Origin of the sequence: Thioclava sp. SK-1, assembly GCF_001705665.1 — a bacterium.
GTDB lineage: Bacteria > Pseudomonadota > Alphaproteobacteria > Rhodobacterales > Rhodobacteraceae > Thioclava.
Genome location: NZ_MDHA01000011.1, coordinates 1 through 20,493, shown reverse-complemented (window position 1 = coordinate 20,493; position 20,493 = coordinate 1). Strand labels below are relative to the sequence as shown.

At 58.3% G+C, this 20,493-nt stretch carries 22 protein-coding genes; 11 read left to right on the top strand and 11 right to left on the bottom strand.

What is annotated here, in order from left to right; genetic code table 11:
- The first annotated feature begins 80 nt into the window (after positions 1-80).
- Positions 81-809: a ParA family protein gene (locus tag BFP70_RS00475; protein WP_066009097.1), complete on the top strand. Its 729-nt coding sequence runs from the start codon at positions 81-83 to the stop codon at positions 807-809.
- A complete protein-coding gene (locus BFP70_RS00470; RefSeq protein ID WP_066009096.1) occupies positions 806-1,120 on the top strand; it encodes a hypothetical protein in 315 nt (104 codons plus the stop codon). Before BFP70_RS00475 ends, BFP70_RS00470 begins: the two co-directional genes overlap by 4 nt.
- On the opposite strand, the gene BFP70_RS00465 is transcribed toward BFP70_RS00470, so the two are convergent.
- From BFP70_RS00465 to BFP70_RS00450, 5 genes are all read right to left on the bottom strand, one after another.
- Entirely contained in the window at positions 1,117-2,181 is a 1,065-nt protein-coding gene (locus BFP70_RS00465; RefSeq protein ID WP_066009095.1) for a replication initiator protein A, read from the bottom strand. The two genes, BFP70_RS00470 and BFP70_RS00465, sit on opposite strands and share 4 nt — an antisense overlap.
- A gap of 337 nt (positions 2,182-2,518) precedes the next feature.
- Complete coding sequence (locus BFP70_RS00460) at positions 2,519-2,953, bottom strand: hypothetical protein (protein ID WP_255356541.1); 435 nt, start codon at positions 2,951-2,953, stop codon at positions 2,519-2,521.
- Positions 2,954-2,958: 5 nt separating this feature from the next.
- Positions 2,959-3,123 (bottom strand): hypothetical protein, encoded by a 165-nt coding sequence (locus BFP70_RS21285; protein WP_255356540.1) that lies wholly within the window; start codon positions 3,121-3,123, stop codon positions 2,959-2,961.
- Between the two features lie 18 nt (positions 3,124-3,141).
- Positions 3,142-4,815 (bottom strand): type IV secretory system conjugative DNA transfer family protein, encoded by a 1,674-nt coding sequence (locus BFP70_RS00455; RefSeq protein WP_066009091.1) that lies wholly within the window; start codon positions 4,813-4,815, stop codon positions 3,142-3,144.
- Complete coding sequence (locus BFP70_RS00450) at positions 4,815-5,102, bottom strand: mobilization protein (protein WP_083217266.1); 288 nt, start codon at positions 5,100-5,102, stop codon at positions 4,815-4,817. The genes BFP70_RS00455 and BFP70_RS00450 overlap by 1 nt, the downstream gene beginning before the upstream one ends.
- A 646-nt stretch (positions 5,103-5,748) precedes the next feature.
- Here BFP70_RS00450 and mobQ point away from each other — a divergent pair.
- Entirely contained in the window at positions 5,749-7,035 is a 1,287-nt protein-coding gene (gene mobQ, locus BFP70_RS00445) for a MobQ family relaxase (protein ID WP_066009088.1), read from the top strand.
- Here mobQ and BFP70_RS00440 read toward each other — a convergent pair.
- Positions 7,025-7,363 carry a hypothetical protein gene (locus BFP70_RS00440; RefSeq protein WP_066009087.1) on the bottom strand — a complete coding sequence of 113 codons (339 nt, stop codon included), beginning with the start codon at positions 7,361-7,363 and terminating at the stop codon, positions 7,025-7,027. The genes mobQ and BFP70_RS00440 overlap by 11 nt on opposite strands.
- Positions 7,364-7,855: 492 nt before the next feature.
- On the opposite strand from BFP70_RS00440, the gene BFP70_RS00435 reads away from it, so the two are divergent.
- From BFP70_RS00435 to BFP70_RS00400, 8 genes are all read left to right on the top strand, one after another.
- On the top strand, positions 7,856-8,740 hold the full coding sequence (locus BFP70_RS00435) for an ArdC family protein (protein WP_066009085.1): 885 nt from the start codon (positions 7,856-7,858) through the stop codon (positions 8,738-8,740).
- Positions 8,741-9,034: 294 nt separating this feature from the next.
- Complete coding sequence (locus BFP70_RS00430; protein ID WP_141693046.1) at positions 9,035-9,712, top strand: restriction endonuclease subunit S; 678 nt, start codon at positions 9,035-9,037, stop codon at positions 9,710-9,712.
- A 7-nt stretch (positions 9,713-9,719) separates the two neighbouring features.
- The gene (locus tag BFP70_RS00425) at positions 9,720-10,013 is read left to right on the top strand and encodes a hypothetical protein (protein ID WP_066009083.1); all 294 of its coding nucleotides are present in this window, start codon (positions 9,720-9,722) and stop codon (positions 10,011-10,013) included.
- 59 nt (positions 10,014-10,072) lie between these two features.
- Entirely contained in the window at positions 10,073-11,593 is a 1,521-nt protein-coding gene (locus BFP70_RS00420) for a type I restriction-modification system subunit M (protein ID WP_066009082.1), read from the top strand.
- Positions 11,586-12,782 carry a restriction endonuclease subunit S gene (locus BFP70_RS00415; RefSeq protein ID WP_083217263.1) on the top strand — a complete coding sequence of 399 codons (1,197 nt, stop codon included), beginning with the start codon at positions 11,586-11,588 and terminating at the stop codon, positions 12,780-12,782. Before BFP70_RS00420 ends, BFP70_RS00415 begins: the two co-directional genes overlap by 8 nt.
- Positions 12,779-14,482 carry a TIGR04141 family sporadically distributed protein gene (locus BFP70_RS00410; protein ID WP_083217262.1) on the top strand — a complete coding sequence of 568 codons (1,704 nt, stop codon included), beginning with the start codon at positions 12,779-12,781 and terminating at the stop codon, positions 14,480-14,482. Before BFP70_RS00415 ends, BFP70_RS00410 begins: the two co-directional genes overlap by 4 nt.
- Positions 14,479-17,709 (top strand): type I restriction endonuclease subunit R, encoded by a 3,231-nt coding sequence (locus BFP70_RS00405; RefSeq protein ID WP_066009080.1) that lies wholly within the window; start codon positions 14,479-14,481, stop codon positions 17,707-17,709. The genes BFP70_RS00410 and BFP70_RS00405 overlap by 4 nt, the downstream gene beginning before the upstream one ends.
- On the top strand, positions 17,706-18,422 hold the full coding sequence (locus BFP70_RS00400) for a M48 family metallopeptidase (RefSeq protein WP_066009078.1): 717 nt from the start codon (positions 17,706-17,708) through the stop codon (positions 18,420-18,422). The genes BFP70_RS00405 and BFP70_RS00400 overlap by 4 nt, the downstream gene beginning before the upstream one ends.
- A 30-nt stretch (positions 18,423-18,452) precedes the next feature.
- Here the strand turns inward: BFP70_RS00400 and brnA are convergent, their stop codons facing one another.
- The 5 genes from brnA to BFP70_RS20905 all read right to left on the bottom strand — a co-directional run.
- Positions 18,453-18,668 carry a type II toxin-antitoxin system BrnA family antitoxin gene (gene brnA, locus BFP70_RS00395; protein ID WP_066009074.1) on the bottom strand — a complete coding sequence of 72 codons (216 nt, stop codon included), beginning with the start codon at positions 18,666-18,668 and terminating at the stop codon, positions 18,453-18,455.
- A complete protein-coding gene (locus BFP70_RS00390) occupies positions 18,655-18,918 on the bottom strand; it encodes a BrnT family toxin (protein ID WP_037931641.1) in 264 nt (87 codons plus the stop codon). Before BFP70_RS00390 ends, brnA begins: the two co-directional genes overlap by 14 nt.
- 80 nt (positions 18,919-18,998) lie before the next feature.
- Positions 18,999-19,250 (bottom strand): WGR domain-containing protein, encoded by a 252-nt coding sequence (locus BFP70_RS00385; RefSeq protein ID WP_066009070.1) that lies wholly within the window; start codon positions 19,248-19,250, stop codon positions 18,999-19,001.
- 5 nt (positions 19,251-19,255) lie between these two features.
- The gene (locus BFP70_RS00380) at positions 19,256-19,885 is read right to left on the bottom strand and encodes a tyrosine-type recombinase/integrase (RefSeq protein WP_066009067.1); all 630 of its coding nucleotides are present in this window, start codon (positions 19,883-19,885) and stop codon (positions 19,256-19,258) included.
- Between the two features lie 82 nt (positions 19,886-19,967).
- Positions 19,968-20,493, bottom strand: a 526-nt coding sequence (locus tag BFP70_RS20905; RefSeq protein WP_218059639.1) for a hypothetical protein, incomplete at its 5' end; no start/stop codon positions are given.

Sequence of the window (20,493 nt, the reverse complement as noted above, 5' to 3'; positions counted from 1 at the left end):
ACTATATCATTAAAGTTAACTCTATAGTTAATGTTAACGACATAGTTGACGTTAGAGTTAAGTACGGGCAATCTACCACCATGTATGTAATCACCTTCGCAAACCCGAAAGGCGGCTCGGGGAAAACTACGTCCGCCATGCTCTTGGCTGAACAGATCGCTATTTCCGGCGGTCGCGTTGCGATTCTCGATCTGGACCCAAACGCCAACATCCTTGCATGGGCCCAGACGCGCGAAGCCGAGGGTAGAGACGTTCCTTTCACAGTTCATGCGCGACCGCAGGCCGAAGAGACGGTCGAGCTCATCGACAGCCTATCCGACGAGGCTGACTATCTCATTATCGACCTTGAAGGGTCGAAGGATCAGATCGTCACTTTCGCGCTATCGCGGACAGATTTGTGCATCATCCCGCTCGATGGCTCACCTATGGAAGCCCGGCAAGCCGCGCAAGCGGTTCGCTTGGTACAAACCACAGCAAACATGATCCGCGCGCAAATCAACTACGCCCTCTTGTTCACTCGCACCAATGCCGCGTTCCAGACCACGGATGAGCGCGACGTGCGGCAAGAAATGGAGCTCAACAACATCCCGACGCTACCCGTTCGGATCGCCAAACGCGCGCCTTACACCCGCATCTTCCGGGACGGTGTGCTCTTGTCAGAGCTGCCTGACATTGTGACGCAAGAAATGCAGGGCAAAACCGCGTCTGTATCCGACAAGGCCATGAAGCAAGTGACCGGAGCCATCGAGAATGCCCGCGATTACGCACAAACCGTCATTGCAACCCTTACCAAGGAGCAAGTGGCATGAGCGGGAAATACGGCTTCTCAGGCGGGATCGACCTGCCCAAGACAACACCAGCACCCAAGCCTCGGCCAAAGGTCGATGGCAGCTCATTAAGCGAGGCCGTCAGGGCCGGTGCCGATCTTGGCTTCGTCAACAGGGAACCAACGACGCGCCTTAAACCTGGCCCCAAACGCAAAGAGCCGCAGGACAAAGTTTCGATACCTGGCCCGAAGCGCGTGGTGGATGATTTCCGGACTTTTTGTTCAACGCGCGATCTTACCCTTTGGCAGGGCCTGGAGTTTTTGCTTGAAGAACAGAAGGGTAAAAGCGGCTAAGGGTTGCCGCGTTTCTCAAAGATTTTCCGGCAGAACCCTAAGAATGCCCTGTCCGGGTTGGCCGGAGCATCGAGACCACCGTCGGCCATCCATTCGCGCCATTCTTGCTCTAGCGTGTAGATATCCCATCCCGGCGCAACCTTACGAGCTTCCTGATAAACGTCAGGGCTCAAGCGGATCGCCCCGGATGGAGCCGCGAGAGCTTGCGACTTTTCCGCGTGACGGTTTACAAATACAACCATGTTTTCGTCTAACCGGACTGAATAGTCCGGCATGTGATTATACGCCTCATCTTGAGCGACAATGTTGCCGACCAGCCGCTTAAACTCGCGAGAGGTCGAAGCCGATCCGCACTTGTCTTGTAAAGCAGAAAGACTGATTTTCCACTCTTTCTTCGAGCCACAATGCTTGCGGGCGATCTCATAGATGCGCCGCTCTAATGGCTTACGCAGCCGGAAATAGTTCCGGTGGAGGGTCAAAACTTCATGCGCTTGGATCGCGTTGAACACCCAATCAGAGAGTTGCACTTCGATTTCCTGCATCCGACCATCACGGGTTTCACGTACGATACGAGCGCGGTCGATGATGCTAAAAATATCCAATTGCTCGACATCGCCGGTCACAATGTTCGTCTCAATCTGTGTCCCTTGCAGCCGGGCGAGGGCGCTTCGAAGGCCGCTATATCCACGCCCATCGGATGGCCGGTTCGTTGCTTTCAGAAGGTCGAACGCCTTCAGGCGCACGATTTTTGAAACCTTCTGGCCTTTGTTGATAGCTGCCATAATTTGACTGATGCAGTAGATCAGCACATCGCGATCATGGATCGTTGCCAGACCATCGGACGAAGGTTTCACTTCGAGATAGTTTCGCCCCGTCCCATCTTCGTATCGCCGCACTCGGTGATCTGGTTTTGTAGAAAGCGAGAAAATCGGATGCGCCATCGAAGCCATGTCTCCCTTGGGTGCGGCATCAAAGATATCGCATACAAAAAAGTCGCCTTGTTCCTGCCGATCTGGCAGCAAGGGAGAGCGGTCGCCGTCTTTCGTGATTTCACACACCATGGCCTATGTTTCGTGATTTCACACACACGGTCAAGCCCTTTCGTGATTTCACACACAGGCACAGAGCTTTCGTGTCTTTACACACGTTCCTTCGTGTCTTTACACACGCTTTATCGTGACTCTACACACAGGCCACTTCTAAAAGCCTAATGAATTCATAGGCCTAAGAACACTTATCCACAGCGTAACACATTATATAACACATATTTAACACTACAAAATTACTCCACATTTCACATGCAAGTTCCAAGCTAAGTAGTATGGACGAACACATCTAGAGAGCATGGAGCACCACGCAATTTCACACAGAACCCGACCAACTGACGGTTCTAGCTGCTCACCGTCGATAGAAGACGCAGGCATCAAAACCCGTGGTTGTCGTGGTCCAGGAAGCCCCGAGGACAGCGCATGTGGACGCGTTGCTGTCTAAGAAACGAGGAAGCGTTACCGTCAGCACCAAGGCTACAACCAATGCACCCAGACCAAACCAGGGCAGGCGGCTTTTGAGGCGATCCGCTTTCTGTTCCCGTTCGAACACCGCTCGATAGGCTGTGGACCTGTCATCTTCCGATTTGGCCAAGGCCCCGATGGTCTTGTCCGTCTGGACGCCAAGGCGTCTAACAATCTCTGTCATTGCGTCTGCGGTTGCGCCCAGGTGGCTGTCGAGGGTCTGGCCCAGAAGATCCCCATATTTTTTCGGGTTGGTCTGGTCCCGTGCGGCGAAGGCCGCGATCCGCGCTTCTGTTGCAACCTTGATCTGCTTGTCCGCCACGGCGGTCAGATCGTCGATCCTGTCGGACATGTATAGCGCGACAATCTGGGTGAGACCTCAGCCTGATTGTCGCGCCGCACGGACATGCTGGCGACGGCTGTGGCCATGAGATCGAGCGTTTCGCGCAGATCATCGTCGGAGAGGGCAGGGAGGTAGGGTTGGTCTGGCATCGGGAGGCGTCCTTCGGATTACTGGTCCTGCGGGACGAACAGCCCCTTGAACTCGGGATCGGCGTAGTAGCGCAGCTTCTGCGCGACGGCGGTGGCTTGCCCCTGCACGCGCAGAAGCTGGTTTTCCGGGCGGAGCTGCATGATTTCATCTGGGGTCAGAAGATCGCGGCCTGTGAGGTTGTTGCTGAAGCTGGGGCCGTCACCCGGCTTGAAGCTGTCGGTCTGGAACCCGGCAGTTTCCTGGCCCATCATCTGGCTCAGCCACTTGGCCGTCTCGAAGTCATTCACTCCGAAGACCTGCTGCACCCCGGCATTGGCAATGAAGGTGCCCGCGCGTTCGCCGTAGAGGTCCTTGAGCTGGCTCATGTCCTGCAGGATCGGCCAAAGCTGTAGCCCATAGCCCGCCATCAGCCCCATGGCGCGCTCCACGGCCTCCAGACGGCCCAGGGCGGCAAACTCGTCCAAGAGGAACAGCGTGGGCGTCTTAAGGCGCTGTATGCCCCCCTGAGCGCCTGCAGGGTCGCTCTGGGGCCTCACGGACGCTTCTGCGTCCCGTGCGATGTCTTGGAGGGCCTGAGAGACCAGAAGGCGCAGCCAGCGGCTGTAGGCGTCCATCCGGTTCGGTGGCAGCACCAGAAACACTGAAGCGATCCGGTGGCGCAGATCGGAGAAGTGGAAATCCGACTGCGAAAGAACCCTGGCAATACGCGGGCTGTCCAGGAAATGCGTGTGGCGCTGCGCGTTCGACAGCACCGAGGCGGCTTCGCGATCCGCCTTGCCGAGGAAGCGGTTGGCGGCGCGGGCAATCAGCCCGCCCGCCGCATCGCTGTCCTGCATCAGCTCCAGCAGCGCGCGCAGCTTTTCCGGGGGCAGGGTGAGATATTCCCGGACGGTGGCGAGGGTCCGGCGGTCGCGGTCCTCATGGCAGACGCAGAACATGATCAGACCGCCGAGGATGGCCTTGGCCTCCTCGTTCCAGTGCGCTTCCGTGACCTGTCCCGGCGGGTCCATCACCAGCGCCTCTGTCAGGGAGGCGGCATCCTCGCCCAGATCGAGGCTGTCCGGTGTCAGGCGGTCGAGCGGGTTGTAGGCGGCAGAGGGATGGCCGCTGACTTCAAACGGATCGAGGACATGGACCGTTCCGAACCGACGCCGGGCTTCCCCGGCGATCCGGGCATTCTCGCCCTTGGGGTCGATGACCAGGACCGAGCGTTCCGCCGCCAGCAGGTTGGGGATCACGGTGCCCACGCCTTTCCCGGCCCGTGTCGGGGCGAGGGTGATCAGATGGGCGGGACCGTCATAGCGCAACAATCGCCCGGTGTGCGGATTGCGCCCGATCAGTAGGCCGTCTTCCCGCTGGAGCTTCTTCAACTCCTTGCGGTTGGCGAAGCGGGCGGAGCCGTGGCTGTCGCCGGTCAGCCCGAAGAAGGCGTCCGCGCCGGAGGCCATGCGCCAATACTGGAACCCGAAGACAGCGCCCACAAACATCAGGGGACCGAAGACCAGCCACTGCCATGCGCTTTCGCCGGGCGGCTGGTCGAAGAAGGCGAAGACAAAGGGCGTGGCCACGAGCGCCCCGATCATCGCGCCGAACAGGACAGCGCCGATCATCCAGCCCAACAGGATGGGCGTGAAGATCAATCGACTGAAGAACCGAAACAGCCCTCCGAAGACGAACATCACGCCCCGCATCAGGACGGCGTTTCCGGATCAGAGCTGGACGGAGCAGGGGAGGGCGTGTCCCAGTCGGCGAAGGCCTTGCGATCCTGTTCGCGGGGCAGGTTGCGGATCAGCCGGTCGAGCATCGCGGCAGCCCCGGAATCGCGTTCCGCCAGATCGAGGAGCGCACCGCCCAGGATCACCTTGCGCCGCGTGTCGAGTTTGCGCTGTCTGGTACTTTCCCTGTTCTTCAGCGCTTGGAGCCGGGCCTTAGCCTGGGCATATCGTTTCTCGGCGCGCTCAAGTTCTGTTTCTGCCAAATCTCTACCCTCGCCACCAAACATTCTTGTGGTTGAAGTTGTTCTTGCCAGATCAACCGATAGCGCTTACCCGTAGGCCTGTAAAGGACAAGGGCGCACTTATGCAAACTCTCCACCTGCGGTTCCGAGCTTTGCGTGCGATCTCTCTGGGGCAAAGCCCCGGCCGATGGCCATCCCCTTCGCTGCGTGCCGCCGCGACATGGAAGGGCGCGCCGCCCCTTCCAAACCATCCCAGTCCAACCTTGGCGGTTGGATCGCGTCCCGCAATGTCGCGCCAGCGTCTCGCCCGATGCCCCACGGAGGGGGCCGGTCTGCCGCTGGCGTCTCCCTTGCGGGAGGTTCGTGTCGTCGGACCTAACGGTGCCGACACGAACCGGGTTTGCTCCCGGCAAACCGCCAGTGATCTGCCCCCATATCCCGCCCTCCATGAGGCTGGGGATCTGGGGGCAGATCACTGGCAAGTCCGCGCCTCGGAGAGCCGTTGGCTCGCTTTGAGCGGGCTGTCTTTTCCTATCGCACTGCGCCGGGGCGGGGCGCAGTACATCTGGGAAAAGACGGCTGACCCGGTGGTCCATGTTCGGGCATGGGCCGGGGTCAGCAGCGGCGCGCTTTGTCGTCATCTGTATCACGGGCGAGGGGAGGGCGCATGGCCAGCTACCACCTCTCCGTGAAGACGATCAAACGCAGCGCCGGGCGCTCTGCCACGGCGGCGGCAGCCTACCGTGTCGGGGAGCGCATCGAGTGCCAGCGCGAAGGCCGCGTCCACGATTACACCCGCAAGCAGGGCATCGAGGAGACCTTCATCCTGACCCCGAAAGACGCCCCGGATTGGGCGCAGGACCGATCCCGCCTCTGGAACGAGGCCGAGGCCAGCGAGACCCGCCGCAACTCTGTCACCGCCCGCGAGTGGGAGCTGGCCCTGCCCTCCGAGATCAGCGCCGAGGACCGGTCGCAGATCACCCGCCAGTTCGCTGAGGAACTAGTCAGCCGCTATGGCGTGGCCGTCGATGTGGCGATCCATGCGCCCCACCGCGAAGGCGATCAGCGCAACCACCACGCCCACGTCCTGACCTCCACCCGCAAGCTGGAAGCCGGGGGCTTCACCACCAAAACCCGCGTGCTCGACTCCGCGAAGACCGGCGGCGTCGAGATCGAGCAGATGCGCGGCCTCTGGGCCGAGTTGCAGAACCGCGCGCTGGAGCGTGTCGGGGAAGTCGAGCGCGTCGATCACCGGTCGCTTGAGAAGCAGCGCGAGACGGCGCTGGATCGCGGTGACAAGCTGTCTGCCGAGGAGCTGGACCGCGACCCGGAGCTGAAGCTGGGGCCAGCGGCCAATTCCATGGAGCGGCGCGCGAAAGCTGTGGCCGAGCGTCAGGGCCGGGAATACGTCCCGGTCACCGAGCGCGGGGCCGTGGTCCATGCCGCCCGCCAGGCTCGTGCCGCCTTCCGCGAAATGCGTGAGCGGCTGGATATCGCGCGGGAGACCTACGGCATTGAGCGCGAGGCGGGGCAGGGCCGTGTTTCCGCCGGTCTGGCGGCGCTCAGGGCCGCGACCGCGAAAGACCGCGACGGACGCACATCGGACGATATCCGCGAGCGGTTGTCGCAGGTCGTGGGCCGGTCACGGGACCAGGACGACACGCAAAAGCCGGAAGGTCGCAATTACGCGCGCGAGCGGCTGAAAGAGATCATGGAGAAGGACGCCGGGCGTGACGGCCAGGCGGCGGTTCACAAGCTGGGCGGTCACAGCGAGTTTGACATGGGTGAGGACACAGGGCGCGAGACCCGCAAGCCGTCCGTCAACGAGCGGCTGAAGGACGTGCTGAACAAGTCGCGTGAAAGGCTAGAAATTGAGGACGAACGCGACCAGGAGAAGGATCAAGAGGTCGAGAAGGATAGGGACATCGACCGTGATCCAGGTCTCAGTCACTAACGAGGCGATGAGAGGTCGTTTCCCCATTCTTCATGGGAATGCTTGCCTGAGAGAACCCGACACCAACAAGGAATGAAATCACGCCGGTTGCCGTCTTGAATTCGCGCACCCTGATCGCATTCTGCGTCACGCGCGTTCTGGCAGTGACAAGGATTTTCTCCTGCCCATCACTCCCAACCGTCCGCATGATCCACAGGCCGTACCAGCTTGGTCCCTTGCGTTCAGGATCGGCTTTGCACAGCACTTCGACCGTGTGTCCCTCCTCAGCAAGTCCCCGAAGGCCTTGTTCGGTGGTGACGTTTAGTTCGAGGTCAATCGTCTGGTTCATCGCGCATACCAACAGAAACAATGATGGTCGTCTTGTGCCTGAATCTAACGAAGGCATCAATCGTATATTATCGAGTTAGATATGGCTCGATAGAGTTCAGTGATCCCGGCAGTGCGCCGGTATCGCTTTGAGCGATAGACAAGGCTGGGGATCGACGGGCTGACGCCCGCTTACCCCAACCCTGACAGTTTTCAAATCCTGGTGATCCGCCTGCCATCCTGTCAGGTCCGAGAAAACCGGCAAGCGCCGCCTGTGGCGTCGGTTCCGGTCGAGAATTCCGGTTCCTCCCACGCGGACGAGCCGCGCGGTTCCCTCCCAAATTCACGCCCTCCACCCAGTTGTCACGGCCCCGCCAGGCCGCAGGACGGGCTTTGCCCTTACCTGCTCTGCCCTTCGGAATGCATGGGCATTCCAAAGATCAGAACAGGAAGGCCCGCCCATTGGCGGAAAGGGTAGCAGACCCGGACCGCGTCACTCAAAGGAGGGTCACAAATGACCGCAGAAAAGTTTGACGTTTACACCCATGTCACCAATCAGATCATCGCGCAGATCGAGACGGGAACGCCGCCCTGGCGCAAGCCTTGGACCGGCAGCGGGGCATCGGTTAGCTTGCCGGAACGGTTCAACGGCGAAGCCTATCGGGGCATTAACATCCTGATGCTTTGGGCCACGGCGATGGCCAAGGACTACAGTTCAGCCCGCTGGATGACGTTCAATCAGGCCAAGCAACTGGGGGGCCATGTCCGCAAGGGCGAGAAATCCGCTACCGTCGTGAAATACGGCACCGTCGAGCGCGAGGACGAGAACGGCGAGGAACGCCAGATTCCCTATGCCAAGGCCTACCGCGTGTTTAATGCCGACCAAATCGAGGGCTTGCCCGCCGAATTCTACATCCTGCCTGATCCGCCCCGTGATCTTGGCACCGTGGTCGACCCCGAGCTGGAGGCGTTCTTTGCCGCAACCGGTGCGCAGATCGACAGCACCGAGGAGCCGCGCGCCTATTACAAAATCAAGACAGACCGGATTCACATGCCGCCGATTGGCACGTTTCACAAGGCCGCAGGATATTACGGCACCTTGGCGCATGAGTTGACCCACTGGACAGGGGCGACAAAGCGGCTGGACCGTTTGGGCCGGTTCAATGATCGCAAGGCCTATGCGTTCGAGGAGCTGGTCGCGGAAATCGGAAACTGCATGCTTTGCGCGCAGATCGGGGTGGAGCCGGAATTCGACCAGAGCGCCGCCTATGTTGAAGGGTGGCTTGAGGCGATGAAGGAAGACAGCCGTGCGATATTCCGGGCCGCGTCCGAGGCGCAGAAGGCCGTGGACTACATCATGGACCGTACCGCGCAAGCCGAACGGATGGCCGCCGAGTAACAGCCCGCACCGCCGAGAGGATCGAGGCCCCCGTCAGCAGGTGGGGGCCTTTTTGTGTTGTGTGGGTGATCGTGGGCGTAGGCGGTTTTAGGGTGACCTGTCGGCGGGCAACCTGAAGGTCACCCGCCGACAGGCCCGGCGCTTCGCGCGGACGGGCATGGGATGCCCGGAGGGCCGTTTGGGAATGTAGGGTGATGAGCTAAGCAGTTTCAGTGTGGTCTGCGACGCCAAAAATTGCAGTAGGTGTGCCTACGCACAAATTTCTTGACATCAACGCCTTGATGTCATATTTGTATGAGCATGATCTACAGCATAAAAAATATCACCTTGGGCGAAGCGTGCGAAATTCGAGCGGGCTATGCCGCCAGAACCGCCCTCACAGAGGACGCCGAAAAGGGCGTTCCTGCTATCCAGCTGCGTGACCTGCACGGTGAGCGGGTCAGTCTAAGCGTGGCAGGGAAATATGCCTTGGATGGCAAGCTCGACCGTTACCTGGTTGAGCATGGCGATGTCCTGTTCCGCTCTCGCGGAGACAACAACACAGCCAGCATTGCCATAGGAGGTGCGGGTGAAGCAGCGGTCGCGTTGCTGCCAGTGATGGTGATCCGCCCGAGTGGAGACGATCTCCTCCCAGAATACGTCGCGTGGTCGATCAATCAGCATGAAGCGCAACGGCACTTAGACTTGGGTGCGCGCGGGACGAAGCTTCGGATGATCCCGAAGGAGTGTCTTGAAACGCTACCGCTGCACATACCGAGTCTGGCCGTGCAGCGGATGATCACAGAGCTCGATGCCCTGTCCGCGACAGAAACGCGCCTTCTGCACGAACTGGCTGATACGAAAAGAAAATTCACAAGATTCGCTCTGCTTCAACAGGTGCGAAACGCTCAGCTTCACGGCAATGAAGCTGAGCATAACGGTGCCCACCGCTCCTCGAAAAGCTCGGGCAAATCGCAACGGACAAACTCATGAGGTGAACATGTCCATCAACATTGGAAGCTACCACGCCGAAGGCCCTTTCGGCAATGAAAACAACTTGCAGGCGCGCTCCGGCGTTTACGTGATCCTTGGACGGCACAGCACGGCGTCCACCTGGAACGTGGTCGATGTCGGAGAGTCGCAGAACATTCGGGAACGGGTGTCGAACCATGACCGCGCGCCGTGTTGGTGCGGGCAGCTGTCTGTCGCCGCGATCTATGCCGATGCTCACAATCGGATGCTGATCGAGCGCCAGCTGCGTGCAGAGTTCAACCCGCCCTGTGGATTGATTTGAGAAAAAACTTGGGGCGGGACATGTGCCCGCCCCACAATGAGACGCAAAAGGATTTGAAAATGAACGATAAACTGACACAGGCGGAAGTGAACAACGCAGCATGGGCTGCCTGCGACACCTTCCGGGGCGCGGTCGATCCCGCGCAATACAAGGACTACATCTTGGTGATGTTGTTCCTGAAGTACATCACGGACAACTGGAACGACCACTTCGAGACCTACCGCAAGCAGTATGGTGACGATGATATCCGCATCCGTCGCCGCATGGAGCGCGAGCGCTTCTACCTGCCTGAAGGCGCAAGCTTCTACGACCTCTACGAGCAGCGTAACGAGCCGAATATCGGCGAGCTGATCAACATTGCCCTCGAAGACATCGAGGACAAGAACCGCTCCAAGCTCGAAGGTGTGTTCCGCAATATCGACTTCAACTCGGAATCGAACCTTGGCCGGACCAAGGACCGCAACCGTCGCCTGAAGAACCTCCTCGAAGACTTCAACAAGCCTGCTCTCGACCTGCGCCCGTCGCGGGTGAAGGAAGACATCATCGGGGAAACCTACATCTACCTGATTTCTCGCTTTGCCTCGGACGCGGGCAAGAAGGCAGGCGAGTTTTTTACCCCAGCCCCCGTCTCCGGCTTGCTGGCGAAACTCGCCGCGCCAAAGGAAGGCGACACGATCTGTGACCCCGCCTGTGGCTCGGGCTCGCTGCTGATCAAGGCGTCTGAAATGGTCGGCTCGAACAACTTCGCCCTCTACGGGCAGGAGGTGAATGGTGCGACATGGGCACTGGCACGGATGAACATGTTCCTGCACGCCAAGGACGCCGCGCGCATCGAATGGTGCGACACTCTGAACAGCCCCGCGCTGATCGAGGGCGACCACCTTCAGAAATTCGATGTCGTCCTCGCCAACCCGCCGTTCTCGCTCGACAAGTGGGGTGCGGATGATGCGGACACAGACCAGTATCACCGTTACTGGCGGGGCATTCCACCCAAGTCCAAGGGTGATTATGCCTTCATCACGCACATGATCGAGATCGCCAAGCGCCAGTCAGGCCGTGTGGCAGTGATCGTCCCGCATGGTGTGCTGTTCCGGGGCGGGGCGGAGGGCAAAATCCGCCAGCAGCTGATCGAGGAGAACCTTCTGGACGCCGTGGTCGGCTTGCCTGCCAACCTCTTTACCACCACGGGCATCCCCGTCGCCATTCTGGTCTTCGACCGCTCCCGAGAGGAAGGGGGCACGAACGCAGATCGCAAGGACGTGCTCTTCATCGATGCCAGCAAGGAGTTCACGCCTGGCAAAGCCCAGAACGTGATGGACGAAGACACCCACATCAAGCGGGTGCTCGACACCTACAGCGCCCGCGCCGAGGTCGAGAAGTATTCCCACCTCGCCAGCACCGACGAGATCGCCGAGAACGGCTACAACCTCAATATCCCGCGCTACGTGGACACCTTCGAGCCCGAGGAAGAGATCGACGTTGCCGCCGTGCAGGCAGACATCGTGCGGATCGAAGGTGAGCTCGCAGACGTGCGTGCGAAGATGTCGGGCTATCTGAAGGAGCTCGGGATTGATGCGTGACGGTCAAGTATCCGGCGTATCAACAACGCCACTTGCGAAGGTCGCCGACACGGGCGCTCCTATCGTATACGGAATTGTGCAACCCGGTCCTGACACCACAGGAGGGGTTCCCTTCGTTCAAAGCAGGGATGTCGGCGGCATCATTGATGTAAGTTCGATGCAACGGACGTCGCCCGAAATTGCTGCAAAATACCGGCGGTCCAAAATTGAAACCGGCGATATTCTATTTTCGCTGCGGGGCAATATTGGTCAATCGTCTTTGGCACCAAACGAGCTTGACGGTGCGAACATCGCTAGGGGGATAGCCCGCATCCGTGTCGGCAAGAAGTCCGACACGGAGTTTGTGCGCTACGTTCTTCAAGGCCCAGTTCTACAGAAATTGATTGCGCGAAACGCCAATGGCAGCACCTTTCGTGAGCTCTCCATCGAAGAGCTGCGGAAGCTACCAATCCCCGATGTGAGCTTGCCAGAACAACGCAAGATCGCGGCGATCCTGCGGACCTGGGACGAGGCCCTCGAAAAGCTCAACGCCCTGCGGGCGGCGAAGGCGCGGCAGCTGGATGGACTGGCCGCGAAGCTCATCCATGACGAGCAAGTTGAGCGCTTGCACTTGCGCGGATTTCTGAAGGAGAAATCCACGCGCAACCGAGACGAGCAAGTACAGCGTGTGCTCAGTGTGACCAACTCGGCAGGCTTCGTGCTCGCCGAGGAACAATTTGCGCACCGTGTCGCTTCTGCCAGCCTGTCGAATTACAAGATCGTCCGCCGGGGTCAGTATGCCTACAACCCATCGCGCATCAATGTCGGCTCCATCGCGCGTCTCGATGCCTGGGACGAAGGTGCGCTCAGCCCGATGTATGTCGTGTTCCAAGTACAAGGCGGACTGGACGCGGATTTCTTCGGGCACTGGCTTCGTTCTGCTGAGGCCCGTCAAAGGATCGCTCTGGCAGCGCAAGGCAGCGTTCGGGAGACAGTCAGCTTCGGCGATCTTGGCTCGATCTTGGTGCCGGTCCCAACAATCGAACGGCAGCAAGCCATCGCGAAAGGACTCAACGCCGCGCAGGCCGAGATCAGCCTCCTCGATGATGAGATCAAGGCTGTGACCCGGCAAAAGCGCGGCCTAATGCAGAAGCTCTTGACGGGCGAATGGCGTGTCGAGGTCTCGGACGATGAAGAGGCAGCGGCATGACTGAGAAAACAAAAATGCGCACACTCAACGTCCGGCTCCTACGGAAAGGACGTACGCCCGAAGACGCCTTCACCGAGACATTTGCACCAGACGCTGATCGAGCACTTGAAGAACGGCCGTGGGGTGCGGGCGAAGGAGCGCGGCTGTTCATCGGACAGATTTACTCTAATCCGCCTGGCTGGCGTGATCTGTTGCAGCAAGTCAGCCCCGATTTGCCCGAAGGCATCTTCACAGGCGGTGCAGGCGCGGTTGTCTTTTTACCCGTCGGGGATCGCATTGCCGCCGTGTGTTTTGGTCATGCCCATATCGCATTGAACGATCACGCTTTCGAGCGTCAGTTCGGCTTGCGGGTCACGCTCAACAGCGTACCGAGAGACAAGCTTCGATCCATTGATCTGGCAACACCAGATGCCGTCACGTTTCAGAAACGTGTGCAGGCGAGCAAAGACAGCGATGTCCAGGCTTTTGGTGTTGATATGCTTCGCGATCTCGCCCGGGTCGCGGGTGGCACGCCGCGCAAACCTGCCTTTGCCAGCTTCGTTGCCGGTAAGGACAGCCTGTCGATCACGTGCCGAGTGGAACCGGACAAGTTCCATGAGAAGTGCGCTGAGATCATCTCGGAGTACACCAAAACGACCTATCAAAAAGAGTTCGCATGGGTCGATAACATGCGAAGAGTCGAGGAAAAGGATACAATCGAGAAGCTCGACGCGAGTATCGAAAAGGCGATCAAGGACTTAAAGGCGGGCAAGGCCAGCGATCTACACATGACGCCCCCAGAAATCGTAAATTACACTGAGGGGGCTCTGCTACATTACAACGGTTTTGGGAGCCACGGCACAAATTTTCACAGCCTTTCTATCAAGGACTATATCGCAGAGTTGAAGCGCTGCGCCTTCAAAGGCGGAATCTCCGAAATCAAAGAGAAGCACCGCGTCAAGGCGAAGGCTGATGACGAAGGCGAGTTTTCTGAGAAGTGGCGTGTATATGATTGCTTTGTTTATGAAACAACACTCGGCACAGGTGCGAGCCAAGACTACTATGTCCTCTTCGCCGGTGATTGGTACAAAGTCGAAAAATCGTTCAAGAACCGTATCGAAGCCGCCTTCAACGCGATTGAGCGGGTTACCATTGTTGGCAAGACAACCTGCCGCAACGAGGAAGAACTGATTGACCACCTTGAGGCCAGTCGCGACGACCTGGTCAAGCTGGATCGTACTAAGATCAACCCGCAAAACGTGCGATATGCAAATATCGAACCTTGCGACTTCTTTTCGGACAAGAAGGATTTCATCCACTTGAAAGACGGAAACTCTTCAGGACCGATCAGTCATCTCTGGTCCCAAGGAGTTGTCAGTGCGGATGCCTTTATCTCTGACAAAGAATTCAGGAAGAAGCTTCGCGCCAAGGTAAAGTCTGTCAAGGCAGGCTTCGAGGTTCACCTGCCCAAGAGCACCGACAAAGTGGTTCGAGAAGACTACCGAGTTGTCTATGGTATCATGAGACCGCCGTATGCAGACGGGACTCTTGGTTTACCTTTTTTCAGCAAGGTGAGTTTCCAGGCTGCTGTCGAGCGCCTCGCACAGTTCGGTATTCCTGTGGCTATCGAGCTTATTGAGAAGCCTGCGTCTGATGCTGACGATGGTAATGGAGATGATGGCGACGAAGGCATCGACGATGTGATTGAGGAGGCAGCATGAATCAGCACCCTGCACCTCAAGGTTTCAACCCCGCCGAAAAGTACCAATCCCAGATACCTGCGATCCAGACGCTGGTGGCGCTTGGCTTCCAGCCCTTGTCACAGGGACAGGTCGATCAGCTGCGGGGGAAACCCCGCAACGTGATCCTCGACGACATCGTTGTGGAGCAGATGCTGAAGCTCAACAGCTACAGCTATCGCGGCAAGAGCTATGCGTTCGATCTGGAAGACGCTCACGAAGCGCTGCGCCGCCTCAAGCCCACCCCTGACAAGCTCAAGGGGCTGAAGGGCACGAACCAGGATATCTATGATCTCTTGGTTCTGGGCACGACGATCTCCAAGGCCATTGAGGGCGACAGCAAGAGTTATTCCTTCAAGTACATCGACTGGGAAACGCCTGAAAACAACGTCTTTCATGTGACGGCTGAAATGAGTGTTGAGCGGACGGCAAGCACCGCGACACGGCGCTGCGACATCGTCTGTTTCGTCAACGGCATCCCGTTCATCGTGATCGAGAACAAGCGCCCCACGGAGTCGCTCAAGAAAGCCGACAGCCAGCTGATCGGGTATCAAAACGAAGACAACATCCCGCAACTCTTCCACTACGCGCAGCTCTTGATGAGCATGAAGCGGCAGGAAGCCCGCTATGCCACCGTGGGTACGCCGCGCAAGTTCTGGCAAATCTGGCGCGACGAAGAAGATCAAGACGCGGATATCTCCGCCGCGATCAATCGCCCCCTGTCGGCAGAGGAAAAGGCCGCTGTTTTCTCCGGCGACCTGGCCGACGCGCGCGTCTTCTTCGAGGAGCTCGCAGCGGGAGGAGAAAGGTCGATCAGTGAGCAGGATCGCGCCATCTACGCAATGTGCCGGCCAGAGCGCCTCCTCGACCTCGTGCGCCGTTTCACGGTCTTCGATGGAGGGGTGCGCAAGATCGCCCGACATCAGCAGTTCTTCAGTATCAGAATAGCTCTTGCCCGCTTGAAAGGTTTCGATCTTGAGGGTCGTCGCAAAGGCGGTGTGATCTGGCACACGCAAGGCTCAGGGAAGAGCCTGACGATGGTGATGCTCGGGCGTGCGCTTGCTCTCGACAAGGACGTCAAGAACCCACGTATCCTCATCGTTACAGATCGCGATGATCTCGACAAACAGATCAAGGGCACGTTCAAGTCCTGCGATCTTGAACCCGTTCGGGCAGCTACGGGGGCGAACCTGATCGATCTGATCAGGAACCGCGCACCATTGGTTACGACAATCATCAACAAGTTCGATACCGCCATCAAGGCGGATGACTTCAAGGATGATAGCGCCGACATCTTCGTTCTCGTCGATGAAAGCCATCGGAGTCAGACAGGCCGCTATGGCGGTCACGGCAAGTTCGCCTTGAAGATGCGGCGTATCTTGCCGAACGCCTGCTATCTCGGCTTCACCGGCACGCCGCTTCTGAAGAAGGACAAGAACACCCTCGATACGTTCGGGGGGTTGATCCACAAATATACGATTGATCAGGCGGTGAAGGACGAAGCGGTCGTCCCTTTGCTCTATGAAGGGCGCTTGGTCGCGCAACAGGTGAGTGGCGATGTCGTCGATACCTGGTTCGACAAGATCAGTGAGGGGCTGACGGAGAAGCAGAAAGCCGATCTAAAACGAAAATTCTCGCGAATGGATGCCTTGTCAAAGACGAGCCAAGCCATCCGCGCCAAGGCGTTCGATATCTCAGAGCACTACCGCCAGTATTGGCAGGGCACGGGTTTCAAGGCGCAACTGGTGGCACCCTCAAAGGCCGCTGCCGTGCGCTTCAAGGAGGTTCTCGATGAGATAGGCCATGTGACGAGCGAGATCATCATCTCCGCCCCTGACGACAAGGAAGGTAACGAGGAAGTCGATCAGGAATCCAAGGACTTGGTACGCAAGTTCTGGGACAAGATGATGGCCAAGCACAAAACCGAGGACGAGTATAACCGGCAGGTCATCGACGCCTTCAAGGGCTCAGGCGATCCCGAAATCCTAATTGTCGTTTCTAAGCTTCTGACCGGCTTTGACGCCCCACGAAACACCGTGCTCTACGTTTGCAAACCGTTGCGCGAGCACAATCTTCTTCAAGCCATTGCCCGCGTGAATCGCCTCTATGAGGACGACGACAAGGAAAAGCAGTTCGGCTTCATTGTCGATTATGAGGGGCTTCTTGGAGAGCTCGACGCAGCACTTACGACCTACAGCGCTTTCGAAGGTTTCGACGGTGATGATGTCGCAGGATCATTGCATGACATTCGCGAGGAAATTCGCAGGCTGCCGCAGTTGCATGACCAGCTGTGGGATGTCTTCAAGGAGGTTCGCAACAAGAAGGACATGGAACAGTTCGAGCAGCTCTTGGCTGACGACGCTAAGCGAGCAGACTTCTATTCTCGGCTGAAGGACTATGGCCGCTGCCTGCACATCTCACTTTCCTCAGAGAAGCTTTATGACGTGTTTGACGAGGCGGCGGTTTCCACCTTTACGAAGGATTGGAAAGCCTTCTCCGAGCTGAAGCGCTCAGTCCAGCTGCGCTATCAGGAAACCGTCGATGTGAAAGAGTTCGAGCCCAAGATTCAGAAACTGCTCGATGATCATGTCACGGCGAAGCCTGCGGAGGTGATCATTGACTTGGTGAATATCAACGATCCTGATGCGTTGAATGCTGTGATCGAAGAAGAGGGCAAAACTGCCGCCTCCAAGGCGGATCGCATTGCAAGCGCCACCAAGCGCACGATCACGGAAAAGATGGAGCAAGACCCCTCCTTCTACAGGCAGTTCTCCGAGATGCTCGCTGAGACGATCCGCGACTATCGCGAGAAACGGATTTCGGAGAAGGATTACCTCAAGACAGTCGTGGACTTGGCGGCTCGCGTTGCGCGTCGCGACCATGGCCGTGACATGCCCGAAAGCATCAAGGGAGACACGGACGCTCAGGCTGTCTTCGGCGTCCTTGAACCGATCCTGAAGGAGATCAACGGCGGTGTTGAGGATACTGTGACAGCCGATGTCGCGCAGTCGATCATCGGGATCGTCAAGGATCACCACATTGTCGATGTCTGGTCGAACGAGATGGCGCAGAACAACATGCGCAACGCGATCGATGACTATTTCTTCGATGTCGTGCGCGACGAGAAGGGCATCGACATTCCCCTCGACCTTCTCGACGACATCGAGCTACGGATCATGGATATCGCGCGGGCTAGGTTCCCCGGATGAGTCCCGAGGTTCTTGAGGCTAGCTTCGGCAGCGAGACGATCCGTTTTTCTGTCGTGAGGCGGGTTCGCAAAACCCTGTCCATAAGCGTCTTGCCCGACCAGCAGGTCGAGGTTGTCGCGCCCGAGGACGCGAGCTCTGAACGTATCATCGAGAAGGTGCGCAAACGCGCGCCGTGGATATGCAAGCAGCTGCGCTACTATGCTCAGTTCCAGCCCAAAACGCCAGAACGCCGGTATATCGGCGGCGAGACCCACCTGTACTTGGGGCGGCAGTATAAACTCAAGGTGATCCCCGGCATACAAAGCTCCGTCAAGATGCAGCGCGGTCAGCTGATGGTTTGGAGCACAAAGCCAAATCGAGCCGCCCACACCCGTGAGCTTGTTCGAGACTGGATGCTGCAGCGGGCCCAGATCAAATTTGCCGAACGTCTGGATGTCTGTCGAGGACACTTTTCCGACCCTGAGAAGGTCGTCCCAAACGGCCTCATCATTCGTGAGCTGAGCTATCGCTGGGGCTCGATGACAGGCCGGAAGAATCTAGTCCTCAACCGTGCTCTGATCAGGGCCTCGACGGAGGCCATAGACTATGTGATCACGCATGAGCTGTGCCATATCGAGCACCCCCATCATGGACCCGCCTTCTTTGACCTCTTGAGGCGCGTCATGCCGGATTGGGAGGCTCGGAAACTCAAGCTCGAACGACAACTCGCGTAGCTGGTCCAGGACCGACTAAACTCGATCAGTTTACTCTAGCCGCTCCGCGATCCACATCTTGATCAGCGCCTGACGGGTGATGCCGAGCTTCTGGGCCTGCCTGTCCAGACCTGCGACAACCCAGGTCGGGAAATCCACGTTCACCCGCTTGGCCTCGACATTGAGGCGGCGCGCCTTTGTCCAATCGACATGGGCGGACATGTCTTCGCCCGCGTCGAAGCGTTCGTCGAATTCAGTCGCCTTCATAGTGGTCAATCTCCTGCTTGCGAGCGCGGCGCACGGAGATGATCCGCACCCGGTCGCTCCGGTATGTGTAGACAGCCGTCCAGTGTCTGGCCCCGATCATGCCAACCGCCAGAAAGCGTGGCTCATCCGTGACGTTGGCAGGGGCCTCGATCAGATAAGGATCATCCCAGAGGGCCTGGGCCTCATCAAAGTCGATCCCGTGCTTTTCACGGTTCGCGGCGCTTTTGTCGGGATCATACTCGAACTTCATGAAGGGCAATATATGTTGAAAATGGTATAATTACTATACTTTTCAGCCGATCGAGAAGCTTGTGCTAGTCCGTCACGCTATCACCTGAACATCGCCAGTTGCTGGGGCTCCACCCAGTAGCCTCGCTGACGCTTGGAGGCTTCCAGTGTGACCAGAGCTGCGACGGCCTGGTTCTCGTCCTCGAACCAATCCATCCGAACCTGACCGCCCTGCCCTATGCGGCCCCATTCGCGGTACAGCGTCCATTCGCCGAACAGGTTCGGCATGACCGCCATCCGGTAGAACCGGGCCATTTTCTGCGCAGGCTGGCGTTTCTCAAGATAGGTCTGCATGGCCGTCACAGGTGATACTTGCGCGCAATTTCGAGTGCTTCGGCCTGTTCGGTACCGATGTATTCCTTGGTACTTTCAATACTGGCATGGCCGAGCAGCAGTTGGGCCGCGCGCAGGTTGCCGGTCTGCTGGTAGATATGGGTTGGGAAGGTCCGGCGCAGCGAATGCAGGCCGTAGAGGCTGGGATCGAGGCGGGCCTTCTCCAGCCAGACCCGGAACAGCCGCCAGAGCTGACTTTCACTGAGATGGGACTGGGACCACCGTGCCCCCTGCCCCGTGAACAGCCAGCCGTGCAACGGCTTTTCTGAAGCTGCGAGATAGGCGCGCAGACTGTCGCGCGTGCCCGAGGACAGCCGCGCCTGGACCGGGCGTGCATTGCGGGCCTCGGTCTTCTTCTGCCGGATTTCGACGATCTCGCGCACCCCTGCCGGGGTGGCCACATCCGAAACCCGCAGGCGCACCAGGTCAGACCCTCGGAAACTGGTATCGAGGGCGGTGTTGAACAGTGCCAGATCACGCAAGGCTTTTTCCTGGCGCAGGATCATCCGGATCAGGGATACCTGGTCGGGCGTCAGCGGTGGTTTTTTACCCACGACGCGGCCTTTGTTCCAGGTGGTCTCAACGGCAGCTTTCACGGATAAATCCTTGCGAGGTTATAGCGATATAATACCCATAAACCTTGCATGACGGAAGTGGCATGTTGCCGGATGCTGCACTTTACCTATGTTTTGTTGGATTTTTAGCTATGCACCTCATGCGAGCTTTTAGCAAAAAGCTCGCATGAGGCGAAAGCCGACGTTCGCTGCGTGAGGCACCAAAGGCCGGTGTGCGGACCTTTCCGCCGTTCGCTGCGCCTGCGACATCTTCAAGAGTGGATGTCGGCGATGCGCAGATAGCGGATAGCGATATCAGCACGCCACTTCCCACATAGTCGTGAGCTTCCAGCAACTGGAGGGCTTCTTCAGACTTGACGACTGACCGCTGAGAAGTGTTTATCCTCGATGGACGAAAGGAAACTGTGTGCTCGGTAGGGTCTTCATCATTCTTGTTGCATTGCAGCTCGTTGTGACGAGTGCATTTGCGCATGTGATGCCGATGGCCGAACATTGTGCAGAGCCTGCTGCGGCTCAGCATGTGCATAGTGACGAAATATCCGTTCTTCAGGATCAGATGGTCGACACTGCCTTCGAGACTGAGCAGCAGCCCAAGCCAATGGGACTGCTTCATTGTGCCAGCGTTGCTT